Origin of the sequence: Catellatospora sichuanensis (genome assembly GCF_007483665.1) — a bacterium.
GTDB classification, from domain to species: domain Bacteria; phylum Actinomycetota; class Actinomycetes; order Mycobacteriales; family Micromonosporaceae; genus Catellatospora; species Catellatospora sichuanensis.
Genome location: NZ_VIQO01000025.1, coordinates 211,220 through 238,079, shown reverse-complemented (window position 1 = coordinate 238,079; position 26,860 = coordinate 211,220). Strand labels below are relative to the sequence as shown.

The window sequence follows — 26,860 nt, the reverse complement described above, 5'->3', positions numbered from 1 at the left end:
TTGACGACGGACCGGGTTCTTCCGGTATATTTCCGCAACTTCTCGAGCGCTTGAGGGACGGCAGTGACGGCCTGAGCGCGCCCCAGGTACGCTCTGCCGCGCCGAAACCTTCCGGCCGTAGGCTGAAGCGGTGACGAAGGAGCTGCCCGTGGCTGCGGACGAATCCCGCAAGATCACTATTGCCGCGATCGCGCGCCTGGCCGGAGTGTCCGTGCCGACGGTCTCGCGCGTCATCAACGGCCGCTCCGACGTCTCCCCGCAGACCCGCGAACGCGTCGAAGAACTGCTCACCCGGCACGGCTACCGCCGCCGCCCGGCCAGCATGCGGGTCAACTCCGGGCTGGTCGACCTGGTCTTCCCCGACCTCGACAGCCCCTGGGCCGTCGAGATCATCCGCGGTGTCGAGGACGTCGCCCACACCGCGGGCATCGGCACCGTCGTCTCCGCCGTGCACCGGCGCTCGTCCTCGGCCAAGCAGTGGCTGGACAACATGCGCAGCCGGGCCACCGAGGGCGTCATCTTCGTGACGTCCACGTTGGAGCCGCCGCTGCAGGCCGAACTGCGCCGCCTCAACATCCCCGTGGTCATCGTCGATCCGGCGGGCGTGCCGCCGATGGACGCGCCCACCATCGGCGCGACCAACTGGGCCGGCGGCCTGCGTGCCACCGAATACCTCATCGGCCTCGGCCACCGGCGCATCGGCTTCATCGCGGGCCCGCCGCGCCTCATGTGCAGCCGCGCCCGGCTGGACGGCTACCGGGCCGGTCTGGAGTCGGCCGGCCTGCCCGTCGACGACAGCCTGATCTACCAGGGCGACTTCTACCACGAGTCCGGCTACGCGGGCGGCACCGTGCTGCTGGAGCAGGCCGATCCGCCGACCGCCATCTTCGCCTCCAGCGACCAGATGGCGCTGGGCGTGTACGAGGCGATCCGCCGTCGCGGACTGCGGGTGGCCGACGACGTCAGCGTCGTCGGCTTCGACGACCTGCCCGAGGTGCGCTGGTCGTCCCCGCCGCTGACCACGATCCGGCAGCCTCTCGCCGAGATGGGCATGGTCGCGGCGCGTACGGTGCTGCGACTGGCCCAGCGCGAGAAGATCGAGAGCCCTCGTATCGAGTTGGCCACCGAGCTGGTCGTACGCGACAGCACCGCGCCGCCGCGCGCCTGAGTACCGGTCGATAGTTTCCGGAAGTTATTGACTTAACCCGATGGCGGAGCGCAGGATTGGGAGCGCTTCCATCGATGTGTGCCGTGTCCCATACCGAGTGTCCTCCACCGCCGGCGTCCCCTGCCCGGACCAGGCGCCGCACCGTCCCATGCGGGAGGAGGCCGCCCCGGGGCCACCGCACTGACGCTCCGCCATCATGAGGAGGACACCCATGACGCCCCCACGCGTCCCCGTCCACAGAGCACGCCGCCGCCTCGTCCAGCTCGCCGTCGTGGCGCTGCTGTCGGCGTTCGTCGTGCCGGTGCTGTCGGCCTCGCCCGCCAGCGCCTCCGGGCCCCTGCGCACCCACGCCGCGGCCCGGGGCAAGTTCATCGGCTTCGCGGCGGCCACCAGCCCGCTGGCCAACGAGGCCGCCTACCGCACCATCGCGCAGACCGAGTTCAACCAGATCACCGCTGAGAACGCGATGAAGTGGGATGCCACCGAGTCGTCGGACAACAACTGGAACTTCAGCGGCGCGGACCAGATCGTCGCCTTCGCGGCCGCCAACAACCAGCAGGTCCACGGGCACACCCTGGTCTGGCACAGCCAGACCCCTGGCTGGGTGCAGGGCCTGGGCGCGACCGCGATGCGCACCGCGATGCAGGACCACATCGCCACGCTCGCCGGCCGCTACGCCAACAACGCGTCCGTCGTGTCGTGGGACGTGGTGAACGAGGTGTTCGACGAGAACGGCGGCTTCCGGTCCAGTTTCTGGTACAACACGCTGGGCCAGAGCTTCATTGCGGACGCCTTCCGCTATGCCAGGGCCGCCGACCCCGATGCCCGGCTGTGCATCAACGACTACAACGTCGAGGGCATCAACGCCAAGAGCACCGCGATGTACAACCTGGTCCAGTCGCTGCGGGCGCAGAACGTGCCGGTCGACTGCGTCGGCTTCCAGGGCCACCTCGCCACGCAGTACGGCTTCCCGAGCGATCTGCAGCAGAACATGCAGCGCTTCGCGGCGCTGGGCGTACAGGTCCGGGTGACCGAGCTCGACGTGCGCATCGTGATGCCGCGCACCTCGGCCAAGGACACCACCCAGGCGACGTACTACAGCAACGTGGTCAACGCCTGCATGGCGGTCACCGCCTGCGCGGGCGTCACCATCTGGGGCTTCACCGACAAGTACTCGTGGGTGCCGGACACGTTCCCCAGCGAGGGCGCGGCGCTGCTGTACGACGCCAACTACCAGCAGAAACCGGCGTACACAGCGGTGCACAACGCGCTCGACAACGGGACGAGCGACACCCAGGCCCCGAGCACGCCGAGCAACCTGACGGCGTCCGGAATCACGTCGAGCAGCGTGAACCTGTCCTGGACCGCGTCGACGGACAACGTGGGCGTGGCCGGCTACGACATCCTGCGCGCGCCGGGCACCTCCGGCGGTTCGTTCACGCAGGTCGGCACGTCGACGACGGCGTCGTTCAGCAACACCGGCCTGTCGGCGAACACGTCGTACCGCTACCAGGTCCGGGCGCGTGACGCGGCGGGCAACACCTCGTCGGTGTCCAGCACCGTCACGGTCACCACGACCGGCGGCACCGGTGACACCCAGGCCCCGAGCACGCCGAGCAGCCTGGCCGCGGCGGGCACCACGTCCAGCAGCACCAACCTGACCTGGACCGCCTCCACCGACAACGTCGCGGTCACCGGTTACGACATCCTGCGCGCCCCCGGCACCTCCGGCGGCACGTTCACGCAGGTCGGCACGTCGACCACGGCGTCGTTCAGCAACACCGGCCTGTCGGCGAACACGTCGTACCGCTACCAGGTCCGGGCGCGTGACGCCGCGGGCAACGTCTCCGCGGTGTCCAACACGGTCACGGTCACCACGACCGGCGGCGGCACGGGCGGCGGCTGCTCGGTCACCGCGACCGTGCAGACCTCGTGGAACGGCGGCTACGTCATGCAGCCGGTCACCGTCACCAACACCGGCACCTCGGCGATCACCAGCTGGACCGTCACGTTCACGCTGCCGCCGAACCACTCGCTCGTCGGCCAGTGGAACGGTGTGATCTCCACCAGCGGCGGGACTGCGACGGCGAAGAACGCGCCCTACAACGGCAGCCTCGCCCCTGGTGCGAGCACCACGTTCGGGTTCCAGGTCGCGCGGCCCAACGGCGACGGCAACACGGCGTACGGCTTCACCTGCACCACGCCGTAACGATCACCGGATCGCGGCCCCCTCCCTTCGGGCCGTGATCCTCCCTTGACGGGCTGCCCGACGGCGCGGGCAGCCCGTCTCCATGCCCGCCGACGATCGGCGGGCACTACGATCTGCGGGTCCAGCCTTGATCCGGAGGTATGCCGTGAAAGTGTTCAGTTCCGCCGCCGACCTCACCGACGCCGTCGGGCAGAGCATCGGCCCCGGCCCCTGGCATCTGGTCGAGCAGGCCCGGGTCGACACGTTCGCCGACGCGACCGGTGACCACCAGTGGATCCACACCGACCCGGCGCGCGCCGCGGCCGGGCCGTTCGGCGGGACCATCGCGCACGGGTACCTCACCCTGTCGCTGCTGCCGCTGCTGGTGCGCGACCTGTACCGGTTCGAGGGCGCGCGGATGGTCGTCAACTACGGGCTGAACAAGGTGCGCTTCCCCGCGCCGGTGCCGGTGGGGGCGTCGGTGCGGCTGTCCGCGTCGCTGGTGTCCGTCGAGGAGGTCACCGGCGGGGTGCAGGTCACCGCCCGGATGACGATCGAGACCGACCGCTCCGACAAGCCCTGCTGCGTCGCCGAGACGGTGACCAGGGTGTTCTTCGCGTGAAGCGGGTGAGCAAGGTCGTCGCGTACATCGTGCGCGACGGGAAGCTCGTGGTGTTCGCCCACGGCGACCACGACACCCTGGCACTGGCCGGGATCCAGGTGCCCGCGGGCACGGTCCGGCCCGGCGAGCTGCCCGAGGACGCGGTGCTGCGCGAGGCGTACGAGGAGACCGAACTGCCCGGCCTGCGCCTGGTCCGCTACCTGGGCGTCGGCGAGTACGACGCGCGGCCCTCAGCCGACGCCGTGCACGTGCGGCACTTCTACGAGCTGGCCGTCGACGCCGACGAGGTGCCCGAACGCTGGACGACGTACGAGACCGGCGACGGCTCACACGATCCGATCCGCTTCGACCTGTACTGGATGCCCCTGGAGCAGGCGCACGTGCTGGTCGGCGGCCAGGGCTCCCATCTCGGCCGCCTCTTCGACTGAGGTGGGCGGCCGTCAGTCCCAGTCGAGGCCGAGCAGCAGGTCGAGGAAGTCGGCCAGGCGCTGCGGGCCGCGGCAGACCAGCCGGTGCGCGATGTCGCCGCAGGCCCAGCGGGCCTCGAAGCCGCGCCAGGTGGTGCCGGCGCTGACCCGCACCCGGTGCGGGCCGAGGTTGATCCGGGCGATCTGCCGCTCCAGGGTGTCCTCGTCGAAGCCGAGCACGGAGTGCAGTTGGATCTCCGTGGTGCCGCGCCGGTAGGCCGTGAAGCGCTGGGTCGCGGTGCTGATCCGGTTGTCGGGATCGGCCAGCCAGGCGGCGGGCAGCTCAGGCAGGCCCGGCCACGCGTCGACCGTACGCCTGCCGCGCCCGGCCAACAGCGGTGCGGCCGTGGCCAGCGCCGTCGCGGCGTGACGCAGGGCGGAGGCCTGGAGTGGGGGGACGGTAGCGAGCACGGTGACTCCCGGAGGTCGCGGCGTGCGCGACTCGGGGTGGGGAGCGCGACGCGGTGAGGCGGCGGGGGTGGTCGCCGCGAGAGCCCGACGCTGCGCTCGTGCCTACAGTTCACACCACCGAAACCTGCCCCGCTGCCAGAAGCTCACCCTTCGGGAAAACGGATTCCACGCCGGACGCTCGACGGCCCCCTTGCGAAGATCGCCGTCTCGTGCCAGAACCTGAGGTCAGACCGCAGATGTTGACCCGAAACAGCGATCTTCGAGCGCGTCCGTGCGGGCTCAGGCCGCGGCGGCGGCCGGGGACGGGGACGGGCGGACCCAGTCGGGCTCGGGGGAGTCGGGAGGGGACTCCAGGCTGAGCACGACGCGGCCGGTGGGCTCGTCGATCAGGACGACCCGCACCGCGGCGGGCCGGTAGCGCAGGCGCGGGACGGCGTAGACCGCGGAGACCTCCTGGCCGAAGTGGCGGGCGGTGAAGACGAGGATGCGCCAGCCGTCGTCGTCCCAGTGTTCACGCAGGTCGGAGGTGAGCAGCACGGCAGTCTCCCGCCACACCGGGCTGCGGTGCAGCTGCTCCACCGTGGAGTCCAGCGGCACGTCGAAGCCGCCCGCCGGCAGCGGCCGGGTCACCTGGACCTTGAGCTGGCGCAGCGGGTCGAGCCAGTGCCGGTCGAGTTCGGGGGAGAGGGCGACCAGCAGGGCCGCCTCGGCCAGCAGCAGCGCGACGGCCGGCAGCGGCCGGGTCCGCAGCACGTCGAACCAGCCGACGGTCGCGGGCAGCGCGAGCAGGCTCGCCGCCAGCAGGCCGCCGGTGCGGGCGAACGAGCGCCACCGCACCGGGGTGCGCGTCGCGGACAGGCAGCCGCACGACGACTCGGGCGCGGCGAGGCGGGCGTAGACCAGGTAGCCGGTGAAGCCGAGCGACAGCGCGGCGGCGGCCAGCGCCTCGGCGGGCAGCGTGGGCGGTGCCAGCAGGACCAGCCCGAGTGCCGCCTCCACGACGCCGACCAGCCGGTATGTGGGCAGCGCGCGTTCGTCGCCGACGAGCCGGGCCAGCGCGCTGCGCCCGGCCGCCGCGGCGGCGTGCGGGGAGAGCAGTTTCAGCCGGGCCGACCAGAGCAGCACGAGGCCGAGCAGCAGCGGCTGCAGCGGCGCGATCCACGAGATCATCGATCCTCCGGGTGTCGAAGGGTGTCGTAGGGGAGCGGGCGGACGCGCGGGGGTTCGGGGCGTCCGCCCGGGTTCGGCGGCGGGGGCGGGGGGGGGGGGCCCGCGCGGGCCCGGGGGGGGTTGGGGGGCGCCCGCCGGGGTGGGGGGGGGGCCCGGGCGGGGGGCCCCGGCCGGCGCCGCTGCTCGGTCAGGCGGCCGCGTAGACGGTCGCGATCTCGACCTCGTTGGTGTCGGGCACCCAGGCGCCGATGACCTGGACGTGCTTGCCGACGCGCAGCATCGACATGTCGGACACGGCCGGGGTGTTGTTGTAGCGGGCGGCCGAGGTGCCGGGCACCAGGTGCCCGACGATGCGCTTGCCTTTGTGGTCCAGGTGCAGCAGGTTGCGGCCGATGGCCGCGATGTGGGCGTGCACGTTGACGATGTTCACCCACACGGAGTCGGCGGCGAGGGTGCCATCGGGCAGGCGCAGGCCGCGGGCATACAGGCCGTCGCCGACGGCGACCTGGTCGAACGTGGTGGGGCGCAGTTTCCAGATGCTGGTGCCACCGGTGATCCGGATGCGCCACAGCGCCATGTCGGAGCCGGTGACGAACAGCATCCCGGCGCTGATGCCGGTGATCCGCCCCTCGGCGAAGTTGGGGTCGGGCGCGCCGGGCTCGATCGCCTGGTCACCGGCGGCGAAGGCGGCCTCCGGCGCCAGGGAGCCGAGCGCGGTCGCGCCGGCGAGGGCGGCGCTGCCGACGACGGCGTTGGTGAGCAGGCGGCGGCGGTCGACGGTCTCGGTCATCTCGGTACCCCCGCTCACACGGTGTCGACGCTGCAGGGCTGCAGGCCGGAGGAGAGGCTGGCGATCTGGCTGTACGCCGCCGCGGTGAGGTCGACGATGCGGTTGGTGCCGCATACCGAGCCGCAGCAGGCGCGCTCGCCGCACCACAGGTCGGTCTGCGGCCCGCAGTCGGCGATCGTCGTGCCGATGCGTTTTCCGTTGCAGCGGTTGGTGGTGTAGTGCCGGAAGCCGCAGCCGCGTCGCGTCATGCTGACGCCGCAGCGGTCGGGCCGGGTGATGTTGAAACAGGCGGCCGAGGCGTTCGGCCAGGCGTGCTGGTAGCTGCCGCTGTTGCAGGTGCCGCAGGCGCCGTGTCCGGCGGTGCCGCACGGGCCCCAGGAGTTGCCGCAGCAGAACCAGGACATCGTGCCGGTCAGAGCTGCCACTGTCCGCCTCCTTTCATGGTGGGGGGTGTTTACCAGGAGGAGCGGCGATGGGCCCATCGACGTTTGTCGAACATCATGGACGGCGGAGAGCTACGCAGTCAATCCATACACTGAAATATTTCTTCAAATATGCAAACGAACGTCAATGGCTCGAACCGAGGGCGGGATGTCTCGAACGGCGGCGATGGACGACCTGCCGCCGGGCCTTGACCTGGGTGGGCCGGAAACCCCGGCCACAAACGGCAAGGAGATACGACGTCATGGACGACAACCGCGGCCTGCGACCACAGGTCATGACCGCGCTCGCGCTGGCAGCCGGGCCGGTGGTGGCGCTGGGCTTCACGCGTTTCGCGTACGCCCTGCTGTTGCCGCCGATGCACACCCAGTTGCACTGGAGCTACGCCCAGGCGGGCGCCATGAACACGGCGAACGCCGTCGGCTACATCATCGGCGCGGCCACCGCCGCGTACTGGTCACGACGGCTCGGCGGGTCCACCGCCTTCACCGGCAGCCTGGCCGTCAGCGCGCTGGCGCTGCTCGCCACCGCCGCCACCGCACACCTCGCCGGGCTGCTGGCGCTGCGCTTCGTGGGCGGTTTCGCCACCGCCGTCACCTTCGTCGTCGGCTCCACCCTCGCCGCGCGGATCGCCGTTGGCGTCCACCAGCGGCGCTCGGCGCTGCTGGTCGGCGTCTACATGGCGGGCGTCGGCATCGGCGTGGTGCTGTCGGGCTTGATCGTCCCCGTGGCGCTGGCCGCCGGCGGCTGGCGGCTCGGCTGGCTGCTGCTGGGCGTGCTGTCCGTGCTCGCGGTGCTGCCGGCCCGGTGGGGGTCACGTTCCGTGGCCGAACCGCGCGGCGCGCACACCGCGCTGCTCAGCCCGGTGCAGATTCGCCGGCTCGGCCCGACGTTCGCCTGGTACCTGCTGTTCGGCGCGGGCTACGTCAGCTACATGACCTTCGTCGTGGCGCTGCTGCGCGGCCAGGGCCTGGGCACCTGGCTCACAGCCGTGTTCTTCGTGGTGCTGGGCGCGGTCTCCGCGCTGACCACGCTGACCCTGTGGGGCCGGGTCATCGGCCGGCTGCCCGGCGGCCGCGCGCCCGCGCTGGTCGCGGCGCTGGTGCTGCTCGGCGTGCTGCCGGTGCTGCTGATCGAGGCGGGCCCGTTCGCGGCGCTGCTGTCGGCGGTCGTGTTCGGCGCGAGCTTCATGGCCGGTCCCACCGCGGCCACCCTGATGGCGCGCCGCATGCTGCCTGCCGAGGGTTGGGCCGCCGGCATCGCCCTGCTCACCGTGGCGTTCTCGGCCGGCCAGGCGATCGGCCCGGTGCTGTCCGGGCTGCTGTCCGACGGCCCTGGTGGTGTCGCCCGTGGACTGTGGCTGTCCGTCGCCCTGCTCGGCATCGCCGCACTGGTCGCGCTGTGGCAGCGCGAGCATCCCGCCGTCCCGCAGACCGCGGGCGACAGCGCCCGCCGCGATGAGCCGGGCACCGCCGAGCCCACCCCCGTCGGCCACCTGCGGGCCGTGCCCGCACCCGTCTCGACCCGATCGGAGTGACGTCATGTTCGATACCATCCTGGCCGCGATCGACGGCTCGGCGCGCGACGAGCACCTGCTCGACACCGTCGCCTACCTGGCGCGCACGAGTGGCGCGAACGTCTACGTGGCGCACGCCGACGAGTCGATGATGGTGTACGACGCCGTCGTCGACCTGGCGGACGACGCGCTCGCCCGCAAGCTCGTCTGCGTGGCGGTCGAGCGGCTGCGCGAGACCGGCGTCGTCGCCGACGGCAGCGTGCTGCCCACGCTCTACGGCGACGTGCCGCAGCTGCTGGCGGACCGGGCGCGGGCGGTCGGCGCGGACCTGATCGCGCTCGGCCCGCGCCACCACGGCCGGCTCGGCGCGCTGGCGGGCAGTGTGAGCAGCGACGTCAGCCGCCTTTCGGTCGTGTCGGTGCTGCTGGTGCAGTGAGCTGAGGAGGTCGTCCGGCATGGGTGGGGCGTACGAGGTCGTCGTGGTCGCCTACGACGGGGTCCGGCTGCTCGACGTCACCGGCCCGGTGGAGGTGTTCACCGTCGCCGACGAGCACGGGGCCGACTACCGCGTGCGCCTCGCCTCGCCGGGCGGCGCCGACGTGCGCACCAGCAGCGGGGTGCGCCTGCGCGCGGACGTCGCGCTCGCGGACGTGGCGCCGGGCATGCACGTGCTGATCGTGCCCGGCGCCCCGGACGTCGCCGCAAGCGAGCGGAACACGGCGCTGCTTGCCGAGGTCCGGCGGCTGTCCGCGGGCGCGGGCAGCACCGCCTCGGTCTGTGCGGGCGCGTTCGTGCTGGCCGCGGCCGGACTGCTGGACGGGCGCCGGGCGGCCACCCACTGGGACCTGGCCGAGCGGCTCGCCGCCCGCTACCCGAAGACCGATGTCGACGCCGAGTCGATCTTCGTGCGGGACGGGGCGATCGTGACCTCGGCGGGCGTCACCTCCGGCATCGACCTGGCCCTGGGCCTGGTCGAGGAGGACCACGGCCCGGAACTCGCCCGCCTGGTCGCCAAGCACCTGGTGGTGTTCCTGCAGCGGCCGGGCGGCCAGTCGCAGTACAGCGTGCGGCAACTCGGCGGCGGCCGGCACGGCGAGGTGCTGCGGCCGGTGCTCGACGCGGTGGTGCTCGACCCGGCCGCCGACCACTCGCTGGCGGCGATGGCCGGCCGGGCCATGCTCAGCGTGCGGCAGTTCACCCGGCTTTTCCGCGACGAGACCGGGCTGAGCCCGGCCAACTACGTCGAGCTGGCCCGGGTCGAAGCGGCACAGAACCTGCTGGAGACCGGCGACGAACCGCTGGACGTGGTAGCCCGGCGGGCCGGGTTCGGCTCCCCGGAGACCATGCGGCGGGCGTTCCTGCGCCGGCTCGGCATGCCGCCCGCGGCGTACCGGGGCAGGTTCCGGACGTCGGGCGCGGCATACCGAGCCGACGCCTTGAAGTGACCCCACGGCAACCCGCCGCAGATGGGCGTACGCTGCATAAATGGACGCGACGCGGGCGGGCGTCGGTAGCGACCCGCTGGCCCATATCAATGTCTCCCGGCTCCGTGCGGATCTGCGGGCCGTGCAGGCCCTCGGCACCACGTCCGGGGCGATGCAGGCGTGCACCGTGAGTGCGGACATCCGCCAGGCGTACGGCACGGCCCTGCGCGCCCGCGACGAGGCGGCGGCGTACCTGCACGGCAACCGCGACTGGACGACCGAGGACCTGGCCGAGGTGATCTGCGGCCACCGCGCGGACGAGAGACGGGTGCGCCTGATCGCCGAGTGGTCGACCACTCCGCCGCACCTCTACGACGCCGGGCACGAGCTGCTGCACCGCCAGCAGCTGGCCAACGAGCTGCGCGACCTGCTGTCCGAGGCCCGCGCCACGGCGGTGCACCACCTGCGCGAAGCCGAACTCGTGCTGCCCACGGATCCGCTGACCCGGGTGCACAAGGCGACCGACATGGTGCGTTTCAGCAGCTACCACCTGGACGTGGTGGCGGCCAACCGCAACCTGTACGCGGCGAATCTGGTCGTGCACCACGAGTGGGACCTCGACGAGATCGCGGAGCTGGCCGACGCCGAGCCGGACGCGATCTCCAGCGCCTTCGACGCGGCCCGCACCAACCCGCCGTCGGACGCCGACTCCCGCTCGGTGCGCGAGCTGGCCGCGATCGCGGCGGCCATTGCCGCCCGCCGCAGGCACTGGGAGTCCGCGCGTCAGGAGGCGGTGGCCGAATGCCTGGCCGCGGGTGTCGCCGCGGACCTGATCGCCGCGCACTCGGGGCGTGAAGCGGCCCTCACCTGAGCGGCCCGGCAAGTTCGGCATGCGGTGCTCCAGCACGTCCGCGCACCAGCGCATATCGCCGAACGCGGGGCGGTCGGGCAGGCCGGTCGCGAGACTGGAACCGTGAGCGGTGTACCCATTGCCGACCACGCGCTGCTCTCGGACTGCCACAGCGCGGCCCTGGTCACGCGCGACGGCTCGGTGGACTGGCTGTGCTTTCCACGGTTCGACAGCCCGTCGGTGTTCGGCAGGCTGCTCGACGACGACGCCGGGCACTGGTCCATCGCCCCGGCCGGGCCGTACACGGCGACCCGGCGCTACCTGGACCAGACCCTCGTGCTGGAGACGACCTTCCACACCCCGACCGGCACACTCGCGGTCACCGACGCCCTGGCGACCGGGCCCAACCGGCACGGCCACGGCCACGACCTCGGCGTCGCCGCACCCCACCTGCTGATCCGCTCGGTAAGCTGCCGCGACGGCGAGGTCGACGTACGCGTCAGCTACCAGCCGCGCCCCGAGTACGGCCTGCTGCGCCCGCTGCTGTCCCCGGTCGAGGGCGGGCTGACCGCCCGCGGCGGCGCGGAGTGGCTGGTGCTGACCACCCCGACCGAGCTCGCCACCCGCAACTGCGACGCTGAGGGCGGGCTGACGCTGCGGGTCGGCGACGAGGTGTGGTTCGCGCTGCACCGCTCGACCCTGGAGCAGGAGCCGGCCCGGGTCTGGTCGCAGGAGGAACTCGCCGATCGCATGACGGACACCGTGCAGGCCTGGCGGGCGTGGTCGAAGCTGCACCAGAACTACGAGGGCCCGTGGCACGACCTGGTGCACCAGAGCGGCCGGGTGCTGCAGGGGCTGACCTTCCGGCCCAGCGGGGCGATCGTCGCCGCGGCGACCACCTCGCTGCCCGAGGGTGTCGGCGGCGAGCGCAACTGGGACTACCGCTACTCGTGGGTGCGCGATGCGAGCTTCACCATGGAGGCGCTGTGGGTCGCCGCCTGTCCCGACGAGGCCGACGACTTCTTCGCCTTCATGACCACCGCCGCGGCCGCCGCGATCGGCCCGGACACGCCGCTGCAGATCATGTTCGGCGTGGGCGGCGAGCACGACCTGTCCGAGCGCACCCTGCCGCACCTGCGCGGCTGGCGCGACAGCCGGCCGGTGCGGGTCGGCAACGGGGCGTGGAATCAGCAGCAGATCGACGTGTACGGCGAGCTGCTCGCCGCCGCGTACCGGTTGTCCGACAAGATCACTGGGATGGACGAGGACATGCGCTCGTTCCTGGTGGCGCTGGCCGACGCCGCGGCCGTCCGCTGCCACGAGACCGACCAGGGCATCTGGGAGGTACGCGGCCCGGCCCGGCACTTCGTCTACTCGAAGGTGATGTGCTGGGTGGCCCTGGACCGGGCGATCAGACTGGCCGAGCGGCTCGAGGCGCAGGACCGCGTCCCGCAGTGGACGACCGCCCGCGACGAACTTCGCGAGCGCGTGCTGCGCGACGGCTGGAACGCCACCGCCGGGGCGTTCACACAGTACTTCGGCTCGGCGGACCTCGACGCGTCCTGCCTGATGATGCCGATCGTGGGCTTCCTGCCTGCCGACGATCCGCGCATGCTGGCCACCATCGAGGCCATCGCCGACCGCCTCACCGACGACCGGGGACTGGTCTACCGCTACCGCGCCGAAGGCGGCGTGGACGGCCTCGCCGGCGAGGAGGGCACCTTCCTGCTGTGCACGTTCTGGCTGGCCCAGGCACTGGCCGAGGCGGGCCGGGTCAACCGGGCCACCGAGGTCTTCGAACGCGCCGCCGCGTACGCCAACGACGTCGGCCTGCTCGCCGAGGAGGTCGACCCGCACACCGGTGAGCTGCTCGGCAACTTCCCCCAGGCCTTCAGCCACATCGGCCTCGTCAACGCCGCCTGGGCCATCACCCAGGCCCGACACCGCGCCGCCCTCTGACGGAGGAAGGGCACCTTGTCTGACGCCTCCCCACGGGAGAGCGCCCTCGCAGGGGGCGGCGCGTGCGAGGGCGCTCCCGGCGGCGCAAGGCCGTCGGTCCGTCCGGTCAGGACTTGAGCAGGGTGCGGACCCTCTGCGACACGGGGTCGCTGACCAGCAGCCAGGCGTGCTCGATGCAGCCCACGTTGGTGTTGGCGGCGCCGGACAGGATCGTGCTCTGGTCGGGGTTGATGAATTCGTCGCAGTTGGACCAGTAGGTCTGGTAGCGCACCCCGCCCGGCGTCTCGTCGCCGGCGTTGAGGTCGCGCAGGAAGGAGCTGTCCGGGGCCATCTCCGCGCAGGAGGTGATCAGCCAGGAGCAGATCGGGGTGAGGTTGGTGCCATGGTTGGGCCCGCCGAGCGACACCCACTGGTCCACGTACGACGTGCCGCCGAGGAACTTCAGGTACCACCGGGAGTTCAGGCTGCCCATGGAGTGCGCGACGATGTCGACCTTCGCCGCGCCGGTCTGCGCGCGCACCGAGTCGACCAGCGAGCGCAGCTGTGCGGCGGTGGTCTTGTTGGACTGCGCGATGTCGTACGACATCGCGAACAGCCTGCCGCCGCTCCACCCGTCAGCCTTGAAGTCGGCGATCATGTCGTTCCAGTTCCAGGCCCCGCCCTTGTAGCCGTGCACGAAGATGACCGGATCGCGTTCGGCGGCCTGGGCCGGCGACGGTGCGATCACGACCATGGCGAGTACGGCGCACAGCGAGCTGAGCAGGCCGGCTGACTTTCGCATCTGTCCTCCTCGATGGAGATCGGTGGGACAGAGCGTGGGTGATGTCGGGCGTGCTTCGCATCCGTGAAACAACGCATCGGTCTTTCGCACGACGTTAACTTGTGAGTAACTTCTGGACGTGACCCCGTTCCCGAGCCCGCTGCACGGCCGCGACAGCGCACTGCTGTCGCTGACGTCCATGCTGGACGGGGCCCGCGCCGGGCGCGGCGGTGCGCTGCTGCTGCGCGGACAGCCGGGGTTCGGCAAGACCGCGCTGCTGGCGTACGCGATGGGCGAAGCCCGGGGTATCCAGGTCTTGCACGGGTGCGGGATCGAGGCGGAAGCGGACCTGGCCTTTGCCGGGCTGCACCGGGTGCTGCGGCCGGTGGCCCGGCGCGTGCCCGAACTGCCCCCGCGGCAGGCCGAGGCGCTGCACCGGGTGCTCGACGGCGAGGCCGACGAGGCCGACAACCGCGCCTGCCTGCTGCCGGCCGCGCTGCTCGCGCTGCTGGCCCTGCTCGCGCAGGACGGGCCGGTGCTGGTCTGCGTGGACGACGTCGACCTGCTGGACCGGCCGTCGCGCGAGGCCCTGGCCTTCGCCGCCCGGCGGCTGGACCCCGCCGACGCGGTCACCGGTGAGGCGGTCGTCATCCTGCTCGCCTCCCGCGACGACGACGAGCTGCCGCCACCGGGGCTGCCGGTGCTGGCGCTGTCGGCGTTGGACGACGCGGCCTGCGCCGCGGTGGTGGACCGGGTCGCGCCGGTCGCCGTGGCCGAGGGCGTACGCCTGCGCCTGGCCGCCGCCGCGGCGGGCAACCCGCAGGCGGTCACCGAACTGGTCGGCGCCCTGACGCAGGACCAGCTGCACGGGGTGTGCCCGCTGCCCGAGCCGCTGCCGCCCTGCGTCGGCCTGCAGCGCTCCTTCCTGCGCCGGGTGCGGGCGCTGCCGGAGCAGGCCCGGCGGCTGCTGCTGATCGCCGCGGCCGAGGAGGAGCTGGACGCGAACCTGTTGATGCGCGCCGCCGACGCGGCGGGCATCGACCTGTCGGCGCTGGAGGCGGCCGAGTCGGCCGGGCTGCTGCGCGTCGGCCCGACGGGCGTGGAGTTCCGGCACCCTCAGGTGCGCGCCGGGATCTACCAGACCGCGCCGCTGTCGCACCGCCGCGCCGCGCACGCGCTGCTGGCCGGGCTGCTGGACGAGACCCACCGGCCGCTGCGCCGGGCCTGGCACCGGGCCGCGGCGGGCCTGGCGCCCGATCACGAACTGGCCGAGGAGCTGGAGTCGGCGGCCGCCGCCGCGCGCCGCCGCGGCGGGTTCGCGACCGCGTCGGCGGCCTACGAGCGCGCGGCCGAGTTGAGCACCGGCGACGACGGCGCCAAGGCGCGGCGGCTGGCCGCGGCGGCCCGCGACGCCTGGCACGCGGGCCGCTCCGCGCACGCCCGTGACCTGCTCGACCGCGCCCTGCCGGTGGCTCCGGGCGCGGCCGCGCGCGGCGAGCTGGAACTGCTGCGCGGCGACATCGACCTGCGCGACGGCCGGGCCACCGATGCGTACGAGGCGCTGCTGACCGCCGCGCACCGGCTCGTCCCCATCGACCCGGAACTGGCCATCCGGGCCATGATGCGGGCCGGTGAGGCGGGCGTGTACGCCGGGGACCACCGCCGGTTCCTGCAGGTCGCGGCACAGGCGGCCCCACTGCGCGGGGCGGGCTGCTCGCCGCAGGCCACGGTGATGCTGGACTACCTGGAGGCGCTGTCGGCGATCTTCCTGGGCCGGTTCGGCGCGGCGCTGGCCCCGCTGCGGGCGGTGCTCGACGGCGCACCGCGCATCGACGACCCGTCCGCGCTGATCTGGGCCAGCATCGCCGCGCTGATCCTCGGCGACAACGCCCAGGGCCGGGTGATGGCCTCGCGCGCGGTCGCGCTGGCCCGCGGGCGCGGGGCGCTCACCATGGTGCCCAAAGCCCTGGAGTTCAGCGCGTACGCCGAATTCTGGACCGGGCGGCACGCCGCCGCGACGGCCAACGCGCTGGAGGGCCTGCGCGCCGCCACCGAGACCGGCCAGGGCAACGGCGCCTGCCACCACCTGGCCGCGCTGGCCCTGCTCGACGCGATCCACGGCGACGAGCAGACCTGCCGGCTGCGCGCCCGCACCGCGCTGGACCGGGCCGGCCTGTACGGGCTCGGCCTGCCCGCCGCCCTCAGCACCTGGGCGCTGGCCTTCCTCGACCTGTCGCTGGGCCGCCACGCCGACGCCGCGGGCCGCCTACGCGGGCTGGCCAGGGCCGGGCCCGGCCAGGGGCACATGGCGGTGGCGGCGCTGTCGGTGCCGACCTACGTGGAGGCCGCGGTACGCAGCGGGGCGACCGACGCGGCACGGGCCGCGTTCACCACGTTCGAGCCGTGGGCCGACAGCACCAGCAGCCCGGACAACCTGGCGCTGGCCGCGCGCTGCCGGGCCCTGCTCAGCGAGGGCGGCCAGGCGGAGGAGCACTTCCGGGCGGCGCTGGAGCTGCACGCCGTCGGCGAGCGCGCCTTCGAGCGGGCCCGCACCGAACTGCTCTACGGCTCGCTGCTGCGCCGCCGCCGCAAACGCACCGAGGCCCGCGTCGAGCTGCGCAGCGCGCTGGAGTCGTTCGAACGCCTGCACGCCGACCGCTGGGCCGCGTGGACCCGCGCCGAACTACGCGCGACCGGCGAGTCCGCCCGGCAGCGCCTGGCCGAACCCGACGGCGAGCTGACCCCGCAGCAACGCCAGATCGCCCGCCTCGCCGCCCAGGGCGCCACCAACCGCGAGATCGCCGCCCAGCTGTTCCTCAGCCCCCGCACCGTCGAGCACCACCTCGGCAACATCTTCGCCAAACTCGCCGTCCGCTCCCGCGTTGAACTCGCCAAACTCCTACCCTGAACCCGCCCTGAGGAAAGGAAGGGCACCTTCACATCGCTATGTGTAGAGGAAGGGCACCTTCTTAACCTGGGCTTCGGAATTCAACGCATCACCGGAGTTTGGCTTTAGAAATCGTGTTAATGTGCGGCCATGACCACCCTTGATCGTAGTCGGGTGACCGCTCTGGTGGACCGGGAACGCGACTCCTACCGCGCCGAGCACCCCGAGTCGATGCGCGTGCACGAGCGGGCCGAGCACCTGTTCGGGCGGGTGCCGATGACGTGGATGAGCAAGTGGTCCGGCGGTTTCCCGCTCGCGTACGCCACCGCGCACGGCAACAAGATCACCGATGTGGACGGTCACACCTACCTGGACTTCGCACTCGGCGACACCGGCGCCATGGCCGGGCACAGCCCCCGGGCCACGGTGGCCGCGGTGCACCGGCGCATCGCCGTCGATGGCGGCATCACCACCATGCTGCCCACCGAGGACGCGGAATGGGTCGGCGCGGAGCTCACCCGCCGCTTCGGCCTGCCACGCTGGTCGTTCACGCTGTCGGCGACCGACGCCAACCGCTGGGCGGCCCGGCTTGCCCGCCTCGTCACCGGCCGGCCGAAACTGCTGGTCTTCTCGTACTGCTACCACGGCTCGGTCGACGAGACGTTCATCGTGGTCGGACCGGACGGTGCGCCGCGCAGCCGTGCGGGCAACGTCGCCCCCGCCGTCGATCCGACGCAGACCACCCGCGTGGCCGAGTGGAACGACCTCGCCGCGGTCGAACGCGAACTCGCCCACGGCGACGTCGCGGCGATCCTCACCGAGCCCGCGCTCACCAACATCGGCATCGTGCTGCCCGAACCCGGCTTCCTCACCGGGCTGCGCGAGCTGGCCACGAGGTACGGCGCGCTGCTGATGATCGACGAGACGCACACGATCTCGGCCGGCCCCGGCGGCATGACCGCCCGCGACGGGCTGCGCCCGGACCTCTTCGTCATCGGCAAGTCGCTGGGCGGCGGCATCCCGTGCGGGGCGTACGGCCTCACCGAGGAGATCGCCGCCCGGGTGCACCGGATCACCGCCGCCGGCGCCGCGGACATCGTCGACGTCGGCGGCGTGGGCGGCACCCTCGCCGGCAACGCGCTGTCGCTGGCCGCGATGCGGGCCACGCTGGACGAGGTGCTCACCGACGACGCGTTCGCGCACATGATCCGCCTGGCCGGGGACTACACCGAGGACGTGCGGCGCATCCTGGAGACCGCCGACGTGCCGTGGTCGGTCACGCAGCTGGGGGCGCGCGCGGAATACCGGTTCACCCGACCCGCGCCGCGTACGGGTGGCGAGTCCGCGGCGGCCGCCGACGACCTGCTCGACGAGTACATGCACCTGTACACGCTCAACCGCGGCATCCTCATGACACCGTTCCACAACATGGCGCTGATGTGCCCGGACACCTCCGACGCCGACATCGCCCGGCATACCGAGGTGTTCGAGCAGGCCGTCGCGGAGCTGGTCGGCTGATGGAGCTCGACGCGACCGACAAGGCGCTGATCCGGCGGCTGCAGGTGGACGGGCGGGCGTCGTACACCGACCTCGGGCAGGAGGTCGGGCTGAGCGGGCCCGCCGTACGCCAGCGCATCCAGCGGCTGACCGACGCCGGGGTCATGCAGATCGCTGCGGTCACCGACCCGCTCAAGACGGGACGTCCCGTGATGGCCCTGCTGGGCATCCGCACCGACCGCGACGCCGCAGCCGTGGCGGCGGCGCTCGGCGAGCTCGACGCCGTCGTCTACCTGGTGGCCACCGCCGGCTCGTTCGACCTGTTCGCCGAGGTGGTCTGCGCCAGCATGGCCGACCTGTCCGCGCTGATCAACGACCGCGTCCGCCCCATGCCCGGCGTGGCCGCGATCGAGTCCTTCCCGTACTTCGGCATCCACGTCCACCGCTTCACCTGGGGCGTCCCCGACTGACCCGGCCCGGTCCAGCCCGCATCGATCATGAAGTTGTGGCGGCGACACGCTGTCGAACCGTGCCACAGGTTCATGATCAACCAGTTGATCGGGCGGGGCGGGTCTTGGTGAGGGTGGCGAAGACGACGATGTTGTTGAGGTAGTTGCGGTCGGTGCGGTCGTAGGGCGGGCCGCAGGTCACCAGGCGCAGGCCCATGTCGTCGGTGGCGCCGTAGACGCGGTGGGCCGGGAACTCGTCCTTGGGGAAGGACTTGACGACGTCGACGGTGAAGGTGGCCAGGGAGCCGTCGAGGCGCTGCACCTCGATCTTCGTGCCGGGTTTGAGGGAGCCCAGCTGGAAGAACACGGCGGGGCCGCTGGTACGGGTGTCGACATGGCCGACGATGACCGCGTTGCCGCGCTCGCCGGGACTGGGCCCGTAGCGGTACCAGCCGGTCAGCTCCGGATGTTTCAGCTCGGGCACCTGCAGGCTGCCGTCGAAGTTGGTGCCCATGGTGACCACCACCGCGTCCACCTTGATCGACGGGATCTTCACCCGCACCGGCGCGGACCGGTCCAGCGGCCGGATCCCGCGCGCGTCGGGCCGCCGGTCGGTGTCGACGAGCTGGTAGCGCCCCGACGCGTCGTCGGAGGGCTGGGGCGGCCCCGCCGGGGTGATCAGGAACGCCGCCGCGATCAGCCCGATCCCGGCCAGCGCCGCGCCGGCCAGCAGCAGGATCGCCCTGCGGCCGGTGCGTCCCCGGCCGCGGTGGCGGCCCCGCGCGCGCCCGATCTCCGACGCGGGCAGCGGCACGACCTCAGGCGCGGAAACGGCTCGGGGCGCGGACTCGGGAGCGGGTCCGGTGCCGGACGCAGGCTCAGGCGCAGTGGTGGCCACGGTACCTCCGACGCAGCATCACGAGGGCGCCCAGGCCGGACACGGCCAGCAGGCCGGAGCCCGCGCCCAGCAGGGCCCGGCTGGGGCCGTCGGAGGTGGACCCGCCACCGCCCGCGGGTGCGCCGGTCGGCGAGACGACCAGCGTGCCGGCGCCCGTCTCGCCGTCACTGCAGGTGACGTTGAGCTGGTAGGTGCCCGGCAGTGTCGTCGACGGCACGGTGAGCTCGGCGTTGAACGCGCCCGGCCCGCCCTCGGTGTACGGGTTGAGCGTGATCTCGGACGGCCCGCCGATCGTGGTGCCGCTGACCGAGGCGGAGACCGCGCCCGCGCCGCAGTACGCGGCGAGTGTGAACCGGCCGCCCGGGGCGACCGCGGACGGGTTGACGGTGACGTCGGCCGCGGCGAGCGCCACCGACGGCGAGACCAGCGTCGCGGCGGCGACGCCGATGGCTGCGGACAGGGCCGCACGCCGAAGAGACGTACCCATGGCTGCTTTTCCTTCCCCGAGATCCGAAGATCTTCTGGGTATTACAAAAGCACCCTTTCTCGGACGCAGCTCATGTTTTGCCTGAAGTCATGGTGATCGGGATGGCCTCGATCCAGGATGGAGGCTTGGGCGCGTCCGCCCCGACGAGGCCGGCGATGATCCGGGTACGCGACAGCGCCGCGTCCGGCCACGGCGTGTACCCGTCGGTCAGCACGATCACGAAGTGCGGCGGCTCCGGCACGGCCAGCGCCGCGGTGATGCCCACCCGCATGTCGGTGCCGCCCCCGCCGGCCAGCACGACCTCGCCGACGGTGGACACCCGCCGCGCGGCGTGCACGTCGGCGTCGCAGGCCAGCACGGCGACCCGGTTGCCGCGTACGCCCACCGCCCGCAGCACCCCGCCGACCTCGGCCAGCACCGCGGCCAGGTCGTCGTCGGACATGGAACCCGAGGTGTCGATCACGATCGCCACCCGCGGCAGCGGGCGCCGCAGGCTCGGCAGCACCACGCCCGGCAGCGCGGCCCCGCGCCGCGACGGCCGCCGGTAGGTGTAGTCGACCGCGCCGCCCGCCCAGGCCGCCGCCTCGCGCACCGCCCCGGCGAGGGCCTGCCGCCAGTCGATCGTCGGTTCGAGGATCTGCTCGGCCCAGCGCTGCCAGCCTGCGGGCACGGTGCCGCGGCCGCGCGCGTGGGCCCGCACCGCCTGCGCGGTCTGCCGCCTGATCGCGTCGGCCTCCACCCCACGCACGATCGGCGCCGCCCCCTCGGCAAGCTCCCACGGCGACTGGTGCCCGTGCGCGCCCGAGCCGCACTCGACGGACGGGCAGTCGCAGGCAGCAACCCCGTTCGCGTCGCCGCTTGCGGCGGACCCGGCGCAGCGGCCCCGGCAGCGCGGGGTCGCGGGCAGCGACGGCAGGTACTGCTCGAACAGCCGGCCGGTGGGCAGGTCGTACAGCGCCGGGTGGATGCGGCCCTCGGGCAGCGGCAGGCCGTCCGCGACCAGGTCGTCGTTGATCTCGCAGTCCTGGGCGAGGTTGACCCGGTGGTGGTCGGCGCGCTCGTCTGCGGTCAGCCGGTCGGCCCGGCCGTGGTGGTCGCGCAGCAGGTGCGCCACCTCGTGGATCCACACCCCGGCCAGCTCCTCGACCGGCGTCTCCGCGACGAAAGCGGGGGACACGTAGCAGCGCCAGTGCCGGTCCACGCCCATCGTCGGCACCCGCTCGCTGGGCACCACGGTCAGGCTGTACAGCGCGGTGGCCAGGTAAGGCCGTTCTCCCGCCGCCCGGAACCGCGCGGCCAGCAGCTTCGCCCGGTCCAGCGGAACGCCGCGCGCCGCGGACGGGACCTGCTCCGCCGCTCCGCCCGGCTGCGGGCCCGCGGTCGATGCCGCGGTCATCGCGCCGCCGGGAGCATTCCCGACAGGCTCAGCACCTCGACGAAGGCGTCGATCGCGGCCGGCACCGGCCAGTCCGTGTCCCGCAGCGCGGCCAGGTCCAGCGCGGCCCGCGCGGCGACGTCGGGCACCCCCGCGTCCACCGCCTTGGCCAGCACCACCCAACCCGCGTCCCAGCGCTCGTGGGTGGTGCGCGCCTGCACCGCCGACACCACTGCGGTCAGGAACGCCAGCTGGCGGTCGCCCCGCTCGGGCAGCGCGAACGCCTTCGGGTCGGCCAGCACCCGCTCGGGGTCCGGCAGGTCCAGCTCCTCCAGGTACGTGCTGAACTCCAGGCCCGCGCCGTCTCCCACCGCGCCCACCAGGGCCGTGGTCAGCGCATCCCGGCCCGTGTCGGTGGCCAGGTGGAAGGCCAGCAGGCGCAGCGCCATCTCCCAGCTGCGCGGCGACGGCCAGGCACCACCCCGGCTGTCCGCGTCGGCGGGCAGGTGGTGCACCAGACCCGGCCGCGCGGTCAGGAAACCCGCGACGGTGCCCCGGGCACGGGCCACCGCTCCCGCCGTCCGCGCCGGATGCACCACCGGCACGGTGATCGCGGGCCAGGTGCCGGCCAGACCGCGGGCGACGACCCGCGGATCGTGCGTCCAGTGCAGGTGTACGAAGCGGTTGGCCAGCGGTGGGCTCAGATGCCAGCCGTCGGCCGCGCTCGCCGGCGGGTTCGCCGCCGCGACGATGCGGATCGACGCCGGCAACTCCAGGCTGCCGACCCGGCGCTCCAGCACCACCCGCAACAGCGCGGCCTGCACCGCCGGGGGCGCGGACGACAGCTCGTCGAAGAAGAGCAGGCCCTGCCCGGTACGCGCGAGCCGCACCGCCCAGTCCGGCGGCGCCATCGGCACCCCGTCGGCGGCCGGGTCGTCGCCGACGATGGGCAGCCCCGCGAAGTCCGAGGGCTCGTGCACGCTGGCGATCACCGTCTCCAGCGGCACGCCCAACCCGGCGGCGAGCTGCTGCAGCGACGCGGACTTGCCGATGCCCGGTTCGCCCCACAGCAGCACCGGCAGGTTCGCCGACACCGCCAGCGCCAGCGCCTCCACCCGGGGATCGGACACCGGCTCGCTACGCCACGCCCGCGTCGCCGCGATCAGCTCGTCCGCCGCCCGCAAAGCCTGACTCACTCGTGCTCCTCGATGTATTTCGCGATCAGTTTGAGGTCGCGGTGGTTCTCGCCGCTCTCGTCCTCGTAGTACTCGAAGCCCTTGTACTCGACGAGGTCCGTGACGGAAGTGCCGTTGTCGTCCTCGGCCCGCGGGTCTGCGCCCGCCTCGAGCAGGGCCAACACCAGCGCGGGTGTGCCGACCCAGCCCACCGCGACGTGCAGCGGGGTGCGCCGGCGGTGGTCACGGGCGTCGATGGGCAGGCCCGCGGCCAGCAGCCGGGGCAGCAGCACCTCGTGGTCGAGGCAGCGCAGCAGGTGCAGCAGGGTCGAGCCGCGGCCGTCGCGCACGTGCGGGTCCAGGCCCGCGTCGAGCAGTGCCAGCAGCGTGTCGGTGTCGCCGTGCAGGATGGTCTGCATCAGCTCGCGCCGCTGGTCCTGCAGCGCCCGGGGCAGCCGCGTCCTGCCGTCGGTCCAGCCCTGCTGGGCGGCGAAGCAGCCGGCCACCTTGCCGCCGAGCGCCCGCAGCGCCTGCTCCCGCTGCACCTCCTCGGGCGTGTGGTCGAGAGGTGCGAGCCGCCCGCCGGCGTTGTCGATGCGGTGCCACTGACCCCGGCAGCGCACCCGCACCGGCCCGAACGCCGGCCCGCGCGCCGCGGTGGGGTCGCCGGGCGCGTCCGGGAACAGCGCCGCGCGCACCAGCGGGTGCAGGTCCGCCGGCGTGATCAGGCCGCGATAGAGCAGTTCCAGATCAGGGGGTACGCGGTACAGCGGCTCGGCCAGCGCGGGCAGGTCGCTTCGGCGCTCGTCCTCGCCGAGCATCCTGGCCCGCACCGTGTCGCCGTCCGGGGTGAACAGGAAGCGCAACCGCCAGTCCGCGTTGAGCACCACGCCCTCGGCGGCGTACCGGCGGGCGAGCACGCGCACCGCAGGGGCGAGTGCGATCAGGTGCAGCCGGTGCCCGAGCACCTGCTCGCGGGTCACCTTGTAGTGGCTGTACCGGAAGGCGGGCAGCGTCTCGTCGAACTCCAGCCCGGCCTCGCGCCAGGCCTCGGCCAGCCGTTCGGCGGCGAGCAGGCCCGCGGAGCGTTCGGCCCGGGAGGGCGCCCCGTCGCCGCTCGCGGCGGCGAAGCCGTCGTACGGCACCGGCGCACCGTCGGCGGTGAGGAACGGCAGGCGGAACGCGTCGCCGCCGTACGCCCGGCGTAGCCCCGCCGTGTCGTCTGCGTGCCACAGGTGGCCGGGCAGTTCGGGGCCGGGCGCCTTGCCCAGCGGTGCCACGGTCAGTCGTAGGCGCTGCGAACCGTCCACGGTCTTGGGCAGTTCGATCTGCAGTGCCACGGTGTCCTGGTCGACCACGTCCAGGCGGGGCGCGAGCGTGAAGGTGAGCCCCGTGGCGAGGCTGGTGCGCCCGCCCAGCGCCCGCGGCAGGTGCCAGCGCAGCAGGTCGGGCGCGAACCCGGCCAGTTCCGCGCCGATCCGCTCGGCTGTTTCGGCACCGAACCGGCGGCCCACCTCGGCGAGGTCGACGTCCGTGTCGACCCGGCCCGCCGCGCAGGCACCGCGCCAGTCCCCGGCCAGCCGCCGGTCCATGCACCCGGCGATCATCCGGGGCGGCACGGCGTAGCGGCGCACCCGCTGCCAGACGGTCAGTTCGGCGTCGGTCACCGGTACACGCTCGCGATCGCGCTGATGTCGGGGTGCGGCTGCTCGGCCGGGCCGAGGGTGGCCGCGGCCAGTCGCCGCAGCCGGCGCGGCACGCCGTGGTTGATGCCCAGGTAGCGCAGCGGCATGTCGTCGTTCAGTGCGGCCAGCAGCAGTTTCGCGCCGCGTCCGGTAATGCCGGTGAAACGCAGGTCCAGCCGCCGGAGCCGGCTCGCGGGCAGCACCGCCGCCAGCGCCGCGGCGCCGGCGTCGCCGACCGTGTTGGGCAGCGCGCCCAGCGCCCGCTCCGACGGCGGCCGGGCCAGGTCGAGTGCCGTCCAGGCGCCGAGCCGCGCCGCCAGCGCGGCCACCCCGGCCGGGGTGAGGCCGTTGCCGCCCAGGCCCAGCGTCATCGGCAGGCCCTCGACCGCTTCGCCGAGCGCGGCCGCGCCTTCGTCGCCGAGGTGGTTGGCAGCCAGGTAGAGCTCGCGGACCCGGCCGTCGCGCACGATCGCCGACAGCGCCGGCACCGCGTCGGGACGCAGCCCGTTGCCGCCCAGGAACAGTCGCTCCAGCGGTGTGGCCCGGTGCGCCAGCACTCCGGCCAGGGCCTGCAGGCCGTGCCGGGTCAGTCCGGTGTTGACCAGGTCCAGGGTGCGCAGCGTGGTGTTGGCGGCCAGGGCCGCGCACAGCCGGGCCACGCCCTCGTCGCCGATCGGGTTGCGCTTGAGCCACAGCGCCCGCACCGTCGCGTCGGCGGCGAGCCGGTCGGCGAGCGCGCCCGCGCCGTCCGCGTCGATGCGGTTGCAGCCCAGGTACACGGTCTGCACGTGATGGCCGGGCGCGAGCGCGTCGGCGACCGCGCGGGCCCCGTCGCTGCCCAGGCCGTTGGTGCCCAGCAGCAGGTGGGTGGCGTGCGGGAAGCGTACGGCGGCCTGCACCACCCGGGCCGCGACCACCGGGCCCAGGCCCTGCTTGCACAGGTCGAGGCGGCCGTCGGGCTGCAGCGTGCCGCGCGGGAAGTCCTCGGACGCGGCCACCCCGGCCGGGTCGGCCAGCCGGGTCAGCAGCGCGTCGAAGTCCGCCGGATCGGCCAGGCCCGCCTCAGGGTGGGCGATCGCCGGGCAGCGCACCGGATTCGCGGCGGTCTCGTGCTCGGTCACCATGCCACCTGCCGGTAGTCCTTGAGGAACGCCCCGTGCACCGGGTCGCCGGCCTCGGCGCGCACGATCGGGTCGTACACCCGCGCGGCGCCGTCGATCACATCCAGCGGCGGGCGGAAACCGGCCTCGCGCTGGGCCTGCTTGTCCGGGTGCGGCCGCTCGTCGGTGACCCAGCCGGTGTCCACGCTGTTCATCAGGATGCCGTCGCCGTGGTAGTCGGCGGCCAGCGTCCGGGTCAGCATGTTCAGCGCGGCCTTGGCCATGTTGGTGTGCGGGTGGCGCTCGGTCTTGTTGTCGCGGGAGAAGCTGCCCTCCATCGCCGACACCTGCACCACGTGCCGCACCGGGTGCGGCGCGGCGGCCAGCAGCGGCCGCAGCCGCGAGGTCAGCAGGAACGGCACGAAGGCGTTGACGACGTGCACCTCCAGCCACTCGCGCGGGCTGACATCCTGGGCGTGCAGCGTCCAGCTGTTGACCTCGCGCAGGTCCAGCGGCTGGCCGGTCTCGTCGGTGTGCCCGGCGGGGAACAGCGCCTGGGCCAGTTCGGGCAGCACCAGGGCGGTGTCCGGGCGGTGGCGGGCGGGTGTGGCGGCGATCGCGGCGGCCGGGCCGGTCAGCGGCAGCAGTTCGGCCGCGCGCACCTCCCGGTGGTATGCCGCGGGCCGGTGCAGGGTCTGCGCGGCGTTGTTGACCAGGATGTCGAGGTGGTCCCAGCGCTGCCCGACGGCGTCGACGAGGCCGAGCACCCCGGCCAGGTCGAGGAAGTCGGTGCCGTGCACGTGCAGCCGGTGCGACCACTGGCCTGCATCGGGCAGCGCGGCGAAGCGGCGTGCCGCGTCCCGCGGAAAGCGGGTGGTGACCAGCACCTCCGCGCCGTCGCGCAGCAGCTTGAGCGCGATGTGGAAGCCGATCTTCACCCGGCCGCCGGTGACCACGGCGCGGCGGCCGGTCAGATCGCAGCGGGCGTCGCGGCGCGCGCGGTTGTGCTCGGCACACGGCGGGCACAGCTGGTGGTAGTCGGCGTCGACCTGCCGGAACCGCTCCTTGCACACGTAGCAGCGGCGCGGGCGGTGCAGCAGCGCCCGCGCGGGGGCGACCGGCTCGTCCGCCCCGGCCCGCACGGTCGGGTTCCCGTGGGGGAGCGGGTGGTGAACGGCCGCGGCGTGGGGAATCTCCTCGCGGAAACGGCTGGCGGTGGCCAGCAGCTGCCGGTCGATCTGCTCGCGGTGTGCCGCCCGGTCGGCCTTTCGGCGCTTCTTGCCGCCCCGGTGCGCCTCGGCGACCGCTCGCTCGACGGCCAGCGCCGCGGGCGCGCCCAGCTCGCCGCGACCGGCGGCGGCCAGCACCCGCAGGCAGGCGTCGAGATCGGACGGTGTGATCGGGCGGGACGGGGTCACCGGTTCCGGCGTTGCCGCGGACTCGGGTGTTGCCGCGCGGCCGGGCGTGGCCGCAGGGCCGGTCGGGGCAGCCGCGGGCACGCGTGCCGCCGGCACGTCCGTGCTGCTGTGCGGCATGCACCC

At 73.4% G+C, this 26,860-nt stretch carries 24 protein-coding genes; 12 read left to right on the top strand and 12 right to left on the bottom strand.

Features of this window, described 5'->3' with window-relative positions:
* The first annotated feature begins 148 nt into the window (after positions 1–148).
* The 4 genes from FLL47_RS31755 to FLL47_RS31740 all read left to right on the top strand — a co-directional run bounded on the left by FLL47_RS31755 (position 149) and on the right by FLL47_RS31740 (position 4,406).
* On the top strand, positions 149–1,168 hold the full coding sequence (locus FLL47_RS31755) for a LacI family DNA-binding transcriptional regulator (RefSeq protein ID WP_144126029.1): 1,020 nt from the start codon (positions 149–151) through the stop codon (positions 1,166–1,168).
* A gap of 211 nt (positions 1,169–1,379) precedes the next feature.
* A complete protein-coding gene (locus FLL47_RS31750) occupies positions 1,380–3,377 on the top strand; it encodes an endo-1,4-beta-xylanase (protein WP_222106284.1) in 1,998 nt (665 codons plus the stop codon).
* 145 nt (positions 3,378–3,522) lie between these two features.
* Positions 3,523–3,978 (top strand): MaoC family dehydratase, encoded by a 456-nt coding sequence (locus tag FLL47_RS31745; protein WP_186316021.1) that lies wholly within the window; start codon positions 3,523–3,525, stop codon positions 3,976–3,978.
* Positions 3,975–4,406, top strand: a complete 432-nt coding sequence (locus FLL47_RS31740) for an NUDIX hydrolase (protein WP_144125956.1) — start codon at positions 3,975–3,977, stop codon at positions 4,404–4,406. Before FLL47_RS31745 ends, FLL47_RS31740 begins: the two co-directional genes overlap by 4 nt.
* Positions 4,407–4,418: 12 nt before the next feature.
* Here FLL47_RS31740 and FLL47_RS31735 read toward each other — a convergent pair whose 3' ends face one another.
* The 4 genes from FLL47_RS31735 to FLL47_RS31720 all read right to left on the bottom strand — a co-directional run bounded on the left by FLL47_RS31735 (position 4,419) and on the right by FLL47_RS31720 (position 7,241).
* Positions 4,419–4,856, bottom strand: a complete 438-nt coding sequence (locus tag FLL47_RS31735) for a hypothetical protein (protein ID WP_144125953.1) — start codon at positions 4,854–4,856, stop codon at positions 4,419–4,421.
* Between the two features lie 279 nt (positions 4,857–5,135).
* Positions 5,136–6,026 carry a MauE/DoxX family redox-associated membrane protein gene (locus FLL47_RS31730; RefSeq protein WP_186316020.1) on the bottom strand — a complete coding sequence of 297 codons (891 nt, stop codon included), beginning with the start codon at positions 6,024–6,026 and terminating at the stop codon, positions 5,136–5,138.
* Between the two features lie 187 nt (positions 6,027–6,213).
* On the bottom strand, positions 6,214–6,816 hold the full coding sequence (locus FLL47_RS31725) for a cell wall protein (RefSeq protein ID WP_144125950.1): 603 nt from the start codon (positions 6,814–6,816) through the stop codon (positions 6,214–6,216).
* 14 nt (positions 6,817–6,830) lie between these two features.
* Positions 6,831–7,241: a septal ring lytic transglycosylase RlpA family protein gene (locus FLL47_RS31720; protein ID WP_246158918.1), complete on the bottom strand. Its 411-nt coding sequence runs from the start codon at positions 7,239–7,241 to the stop codon at positions 6,831–6,833.
* Positions 7,242–7,501: 260 nt separating this feature from the next.
* Between FLL47_RS31720 and FLL47_RS31715 the strand changes: the two genes are divergently transcribed.
* The 5 genes from FLL47_RS31715 (at position 7,502) to FLL47_RS31695 (ending at position 13,006) form a co-directional block, all read left to right on the top strand.
* Positions 7,502–8,794, top strand: coding sequence for a YbfB/YjiJ family MFS transporter (locus tag FLL47_RS31715; protein WP_186316019.1), 1,293 nt, complete (start codon positions 7,502–7,504; stop codon positions 8,792–8,794).
* A gap of 4 nt (positions 8,795–8,798) precedes the next feature.
* Complete coding sequence (locus tag FLL47_RS31710) at positions 8,799–9,209, top strand: universal stress protein (RefSeq protein WP_186316018.1); 411 nt, start codon at positions 8,799–8,801, stop codon at positions 9,207–9,209.
* 19 nt (positions 9,210–9,228) lie between these two features.
* Complete coding sequence (locus tag FLL47_RS31705) at positions 9,229–10,218, top strand: GlxA family transcriptional regulator (protein WP_144125941.1); 990 nt, start codon at positions 9,229–9,231, stop codon at positions 10,216–10,218.
* A gap of 40 nt (positions 10,219–10,258) precedes the next feature.
* Complete coding sequence (locus FLL47_RS31700; RefSeq protein ID WP_144125938.1) at positions 10,259–11,068, top strand: hypothetical protein; 810 nt, start codon at positions 10,259–10,261, stop codon at positions 11,066–11,068.
* A gap of 102 nt (positions 11,069–11,170) precedes the next feature.
* Positions 11,171–13,006 (top strand): glycoside hydrolase family 15 protein, encoded by a 1,836-nt coding sequence (locus FLL47_RS31695; RefSeq protein ID WP_144125935.1) that lies wholly within the window; start codon positions 11,171–11,173, stop codon positions 13,004–13,006.
* Between the two features lie 106 nt (positions 13,007–13,112).
* Here the strand turns inward: FLL47_RS31695 and FLL47_RS31690 are convergent, their stop codons facing one another.
* Positions 13,113–13,787, bottom strand: coding sequence for an esterase/lipase family protein (locus FLL47_RS31690; RefSeq protein ID WP_144125931.1), 675 nt, complete (start codon positions 13,785–13,787; stop codon positions 13,113–13,115).
* A 118-nt stretch (positions 13,788–13,905) separates the two neighbouring features.
* On the opposite strand from FLL47_RS31690, the gene FLL47_RS31685 reads away from it, so the two are divergent.
* From FLL47_RS31685 to FLL47_RS31675, 3 genes are all read left to right on the top strand, one after another.
* Complete coding sequence (locus FLL47_RS31685; protein WP_222106283.1) at positions 13,906–16,674, top strand: LuxR C-terminal-related transcriptional regulator; 2,769 nt, start codon at positions 13,906–13,908, stop codon at positions 16,672–16,674.
* Positions 16,675–16,827: 153 nt separating this feature from the next.
* A complete protein-coding gene (locus tag FLL47_RS31680; RefSeq protein WP_246158917.1) occupies positions 16,828–18,171 on the top strand; it encodes a transaminase in 1,344 nt (447 codons plus the stop codon).
* Positions 18,171–18,620, top strand: a complete 450-nt coding sequence (locus FLL47_RS31675; protein WP_144125925.1) for an Lrp/AsnC family transcriptional regulator — start codon at positions 18,171–18,173, stop codon at positions 18,618–18,620. The genes FLL47_RS31680 and FLL47_RS31675 overlap by 1 nt, the downstream gene beginning before the upstream one ends.
* A 76-nt stretch (positions 18,621–18,696) precedes the next feature.
* Here the strand turns inward: FLL47_RS31675 and FLL47_RS31670 are convergent, their stop codons facing one another.
* The 7 genes from FLL47_RS31670 to FLL47_RS31640 form a co-directional block, all read right to left on the bottom strand.
* The gene (locus tag FLL47_RS31670; RefSeq protein WP_144126019.1) at positions 18,697–19,392 is read right to left on the bottom strand and encodes a class F sortase; all 696 of its coding nucleotides are present in this window, start codon (positions 19,390–19,392) and stop codon (positions 18,697–18,699) included.
* An 85-nt stretch (positions 19,393–19,477) separates the two neighbouring features.
* Positions 19,478–19,984, bottom strand: a complete 507-nt coding sequence (locus tag FLL47_RS31665) for a hypothetical protein (protein ID WP_144125922.1) — start codon at positions 19,982–19,984, stop codon at positions 19,478–19,480.
* Positions 19,985–20,054: 70 nt separating this feature from the next.
* Positions 20,055–21,380 carry a vWA domain-containing protein gene (locus tag FLL47_RS31660; protein ID WP_144125919.1) on the bottom strand — a complete coding sequence of 442 codons (1,326 nt, stop codon included), beginning with the start codon at positions 21,378–21,380 and terminating at the stop codon, positions 20,055–20,057.
* Positions 21,377–22,555, bottom strand: coding sequence for an AAA family ATPase (locus tag FLL47_RS31655; protein WP_144125916.1), 1,179 nt, complete (start codon positions 22,553–22,555; stop codon positions 21,377–21,379). The genes FLL47_RS31660 and FLL47_RS31655 overlap by 4 nt, the downstream gene beginning before the upstream one ends.
* On the bottom strand, positions 22,552–24,201 hold the full coding sequence (locus tag FLL47_RS31650) for an ankyrin repeat domain-containing protein (RefSeq protein WP_144125913.1): 1,650 nt from the start codon (positions 24,199–24,201) through the stop codon (positions 22,552–22,554). The genes FLL47_RS31655 and FLL47_RS31650 overlap by 4 nt, the downstream gene beginning before the upstream one ends.
* The gene (locus tag FLL47_RS31645; protein WP_246158915.1) at positions 24,198–25,340 is read right to left on the bottom strand and encodes a leucine-rich repeat domain-containing protein; all 1,143 of its coding nucleotides are present in this window, start codon (positions 25,338–25,340) and stop codon (positions 24,198–24,200) included. The genes FLL47_RS31650 and FLL47_RS31645 overlap by 4 nt, the downstream gene beginning before the upstream one ends.
* Entirely contained in the window at positions 25,337–26,854 is a 1,518-nt protein-coding gene (locus FLL47_RS31640) for an SDR family NAD(P)-dependent oxidoreductase (RefSeq protein ID WP_144125906.1), read from the bottom strand. The genes FLL47_RS31645 and FLL47_RS31640 overlap by 4 nt, the downstream gene beginning before the upstream one ends.
* Positions 26,855–26,860 lie beyond the last annotated feature (6 nt).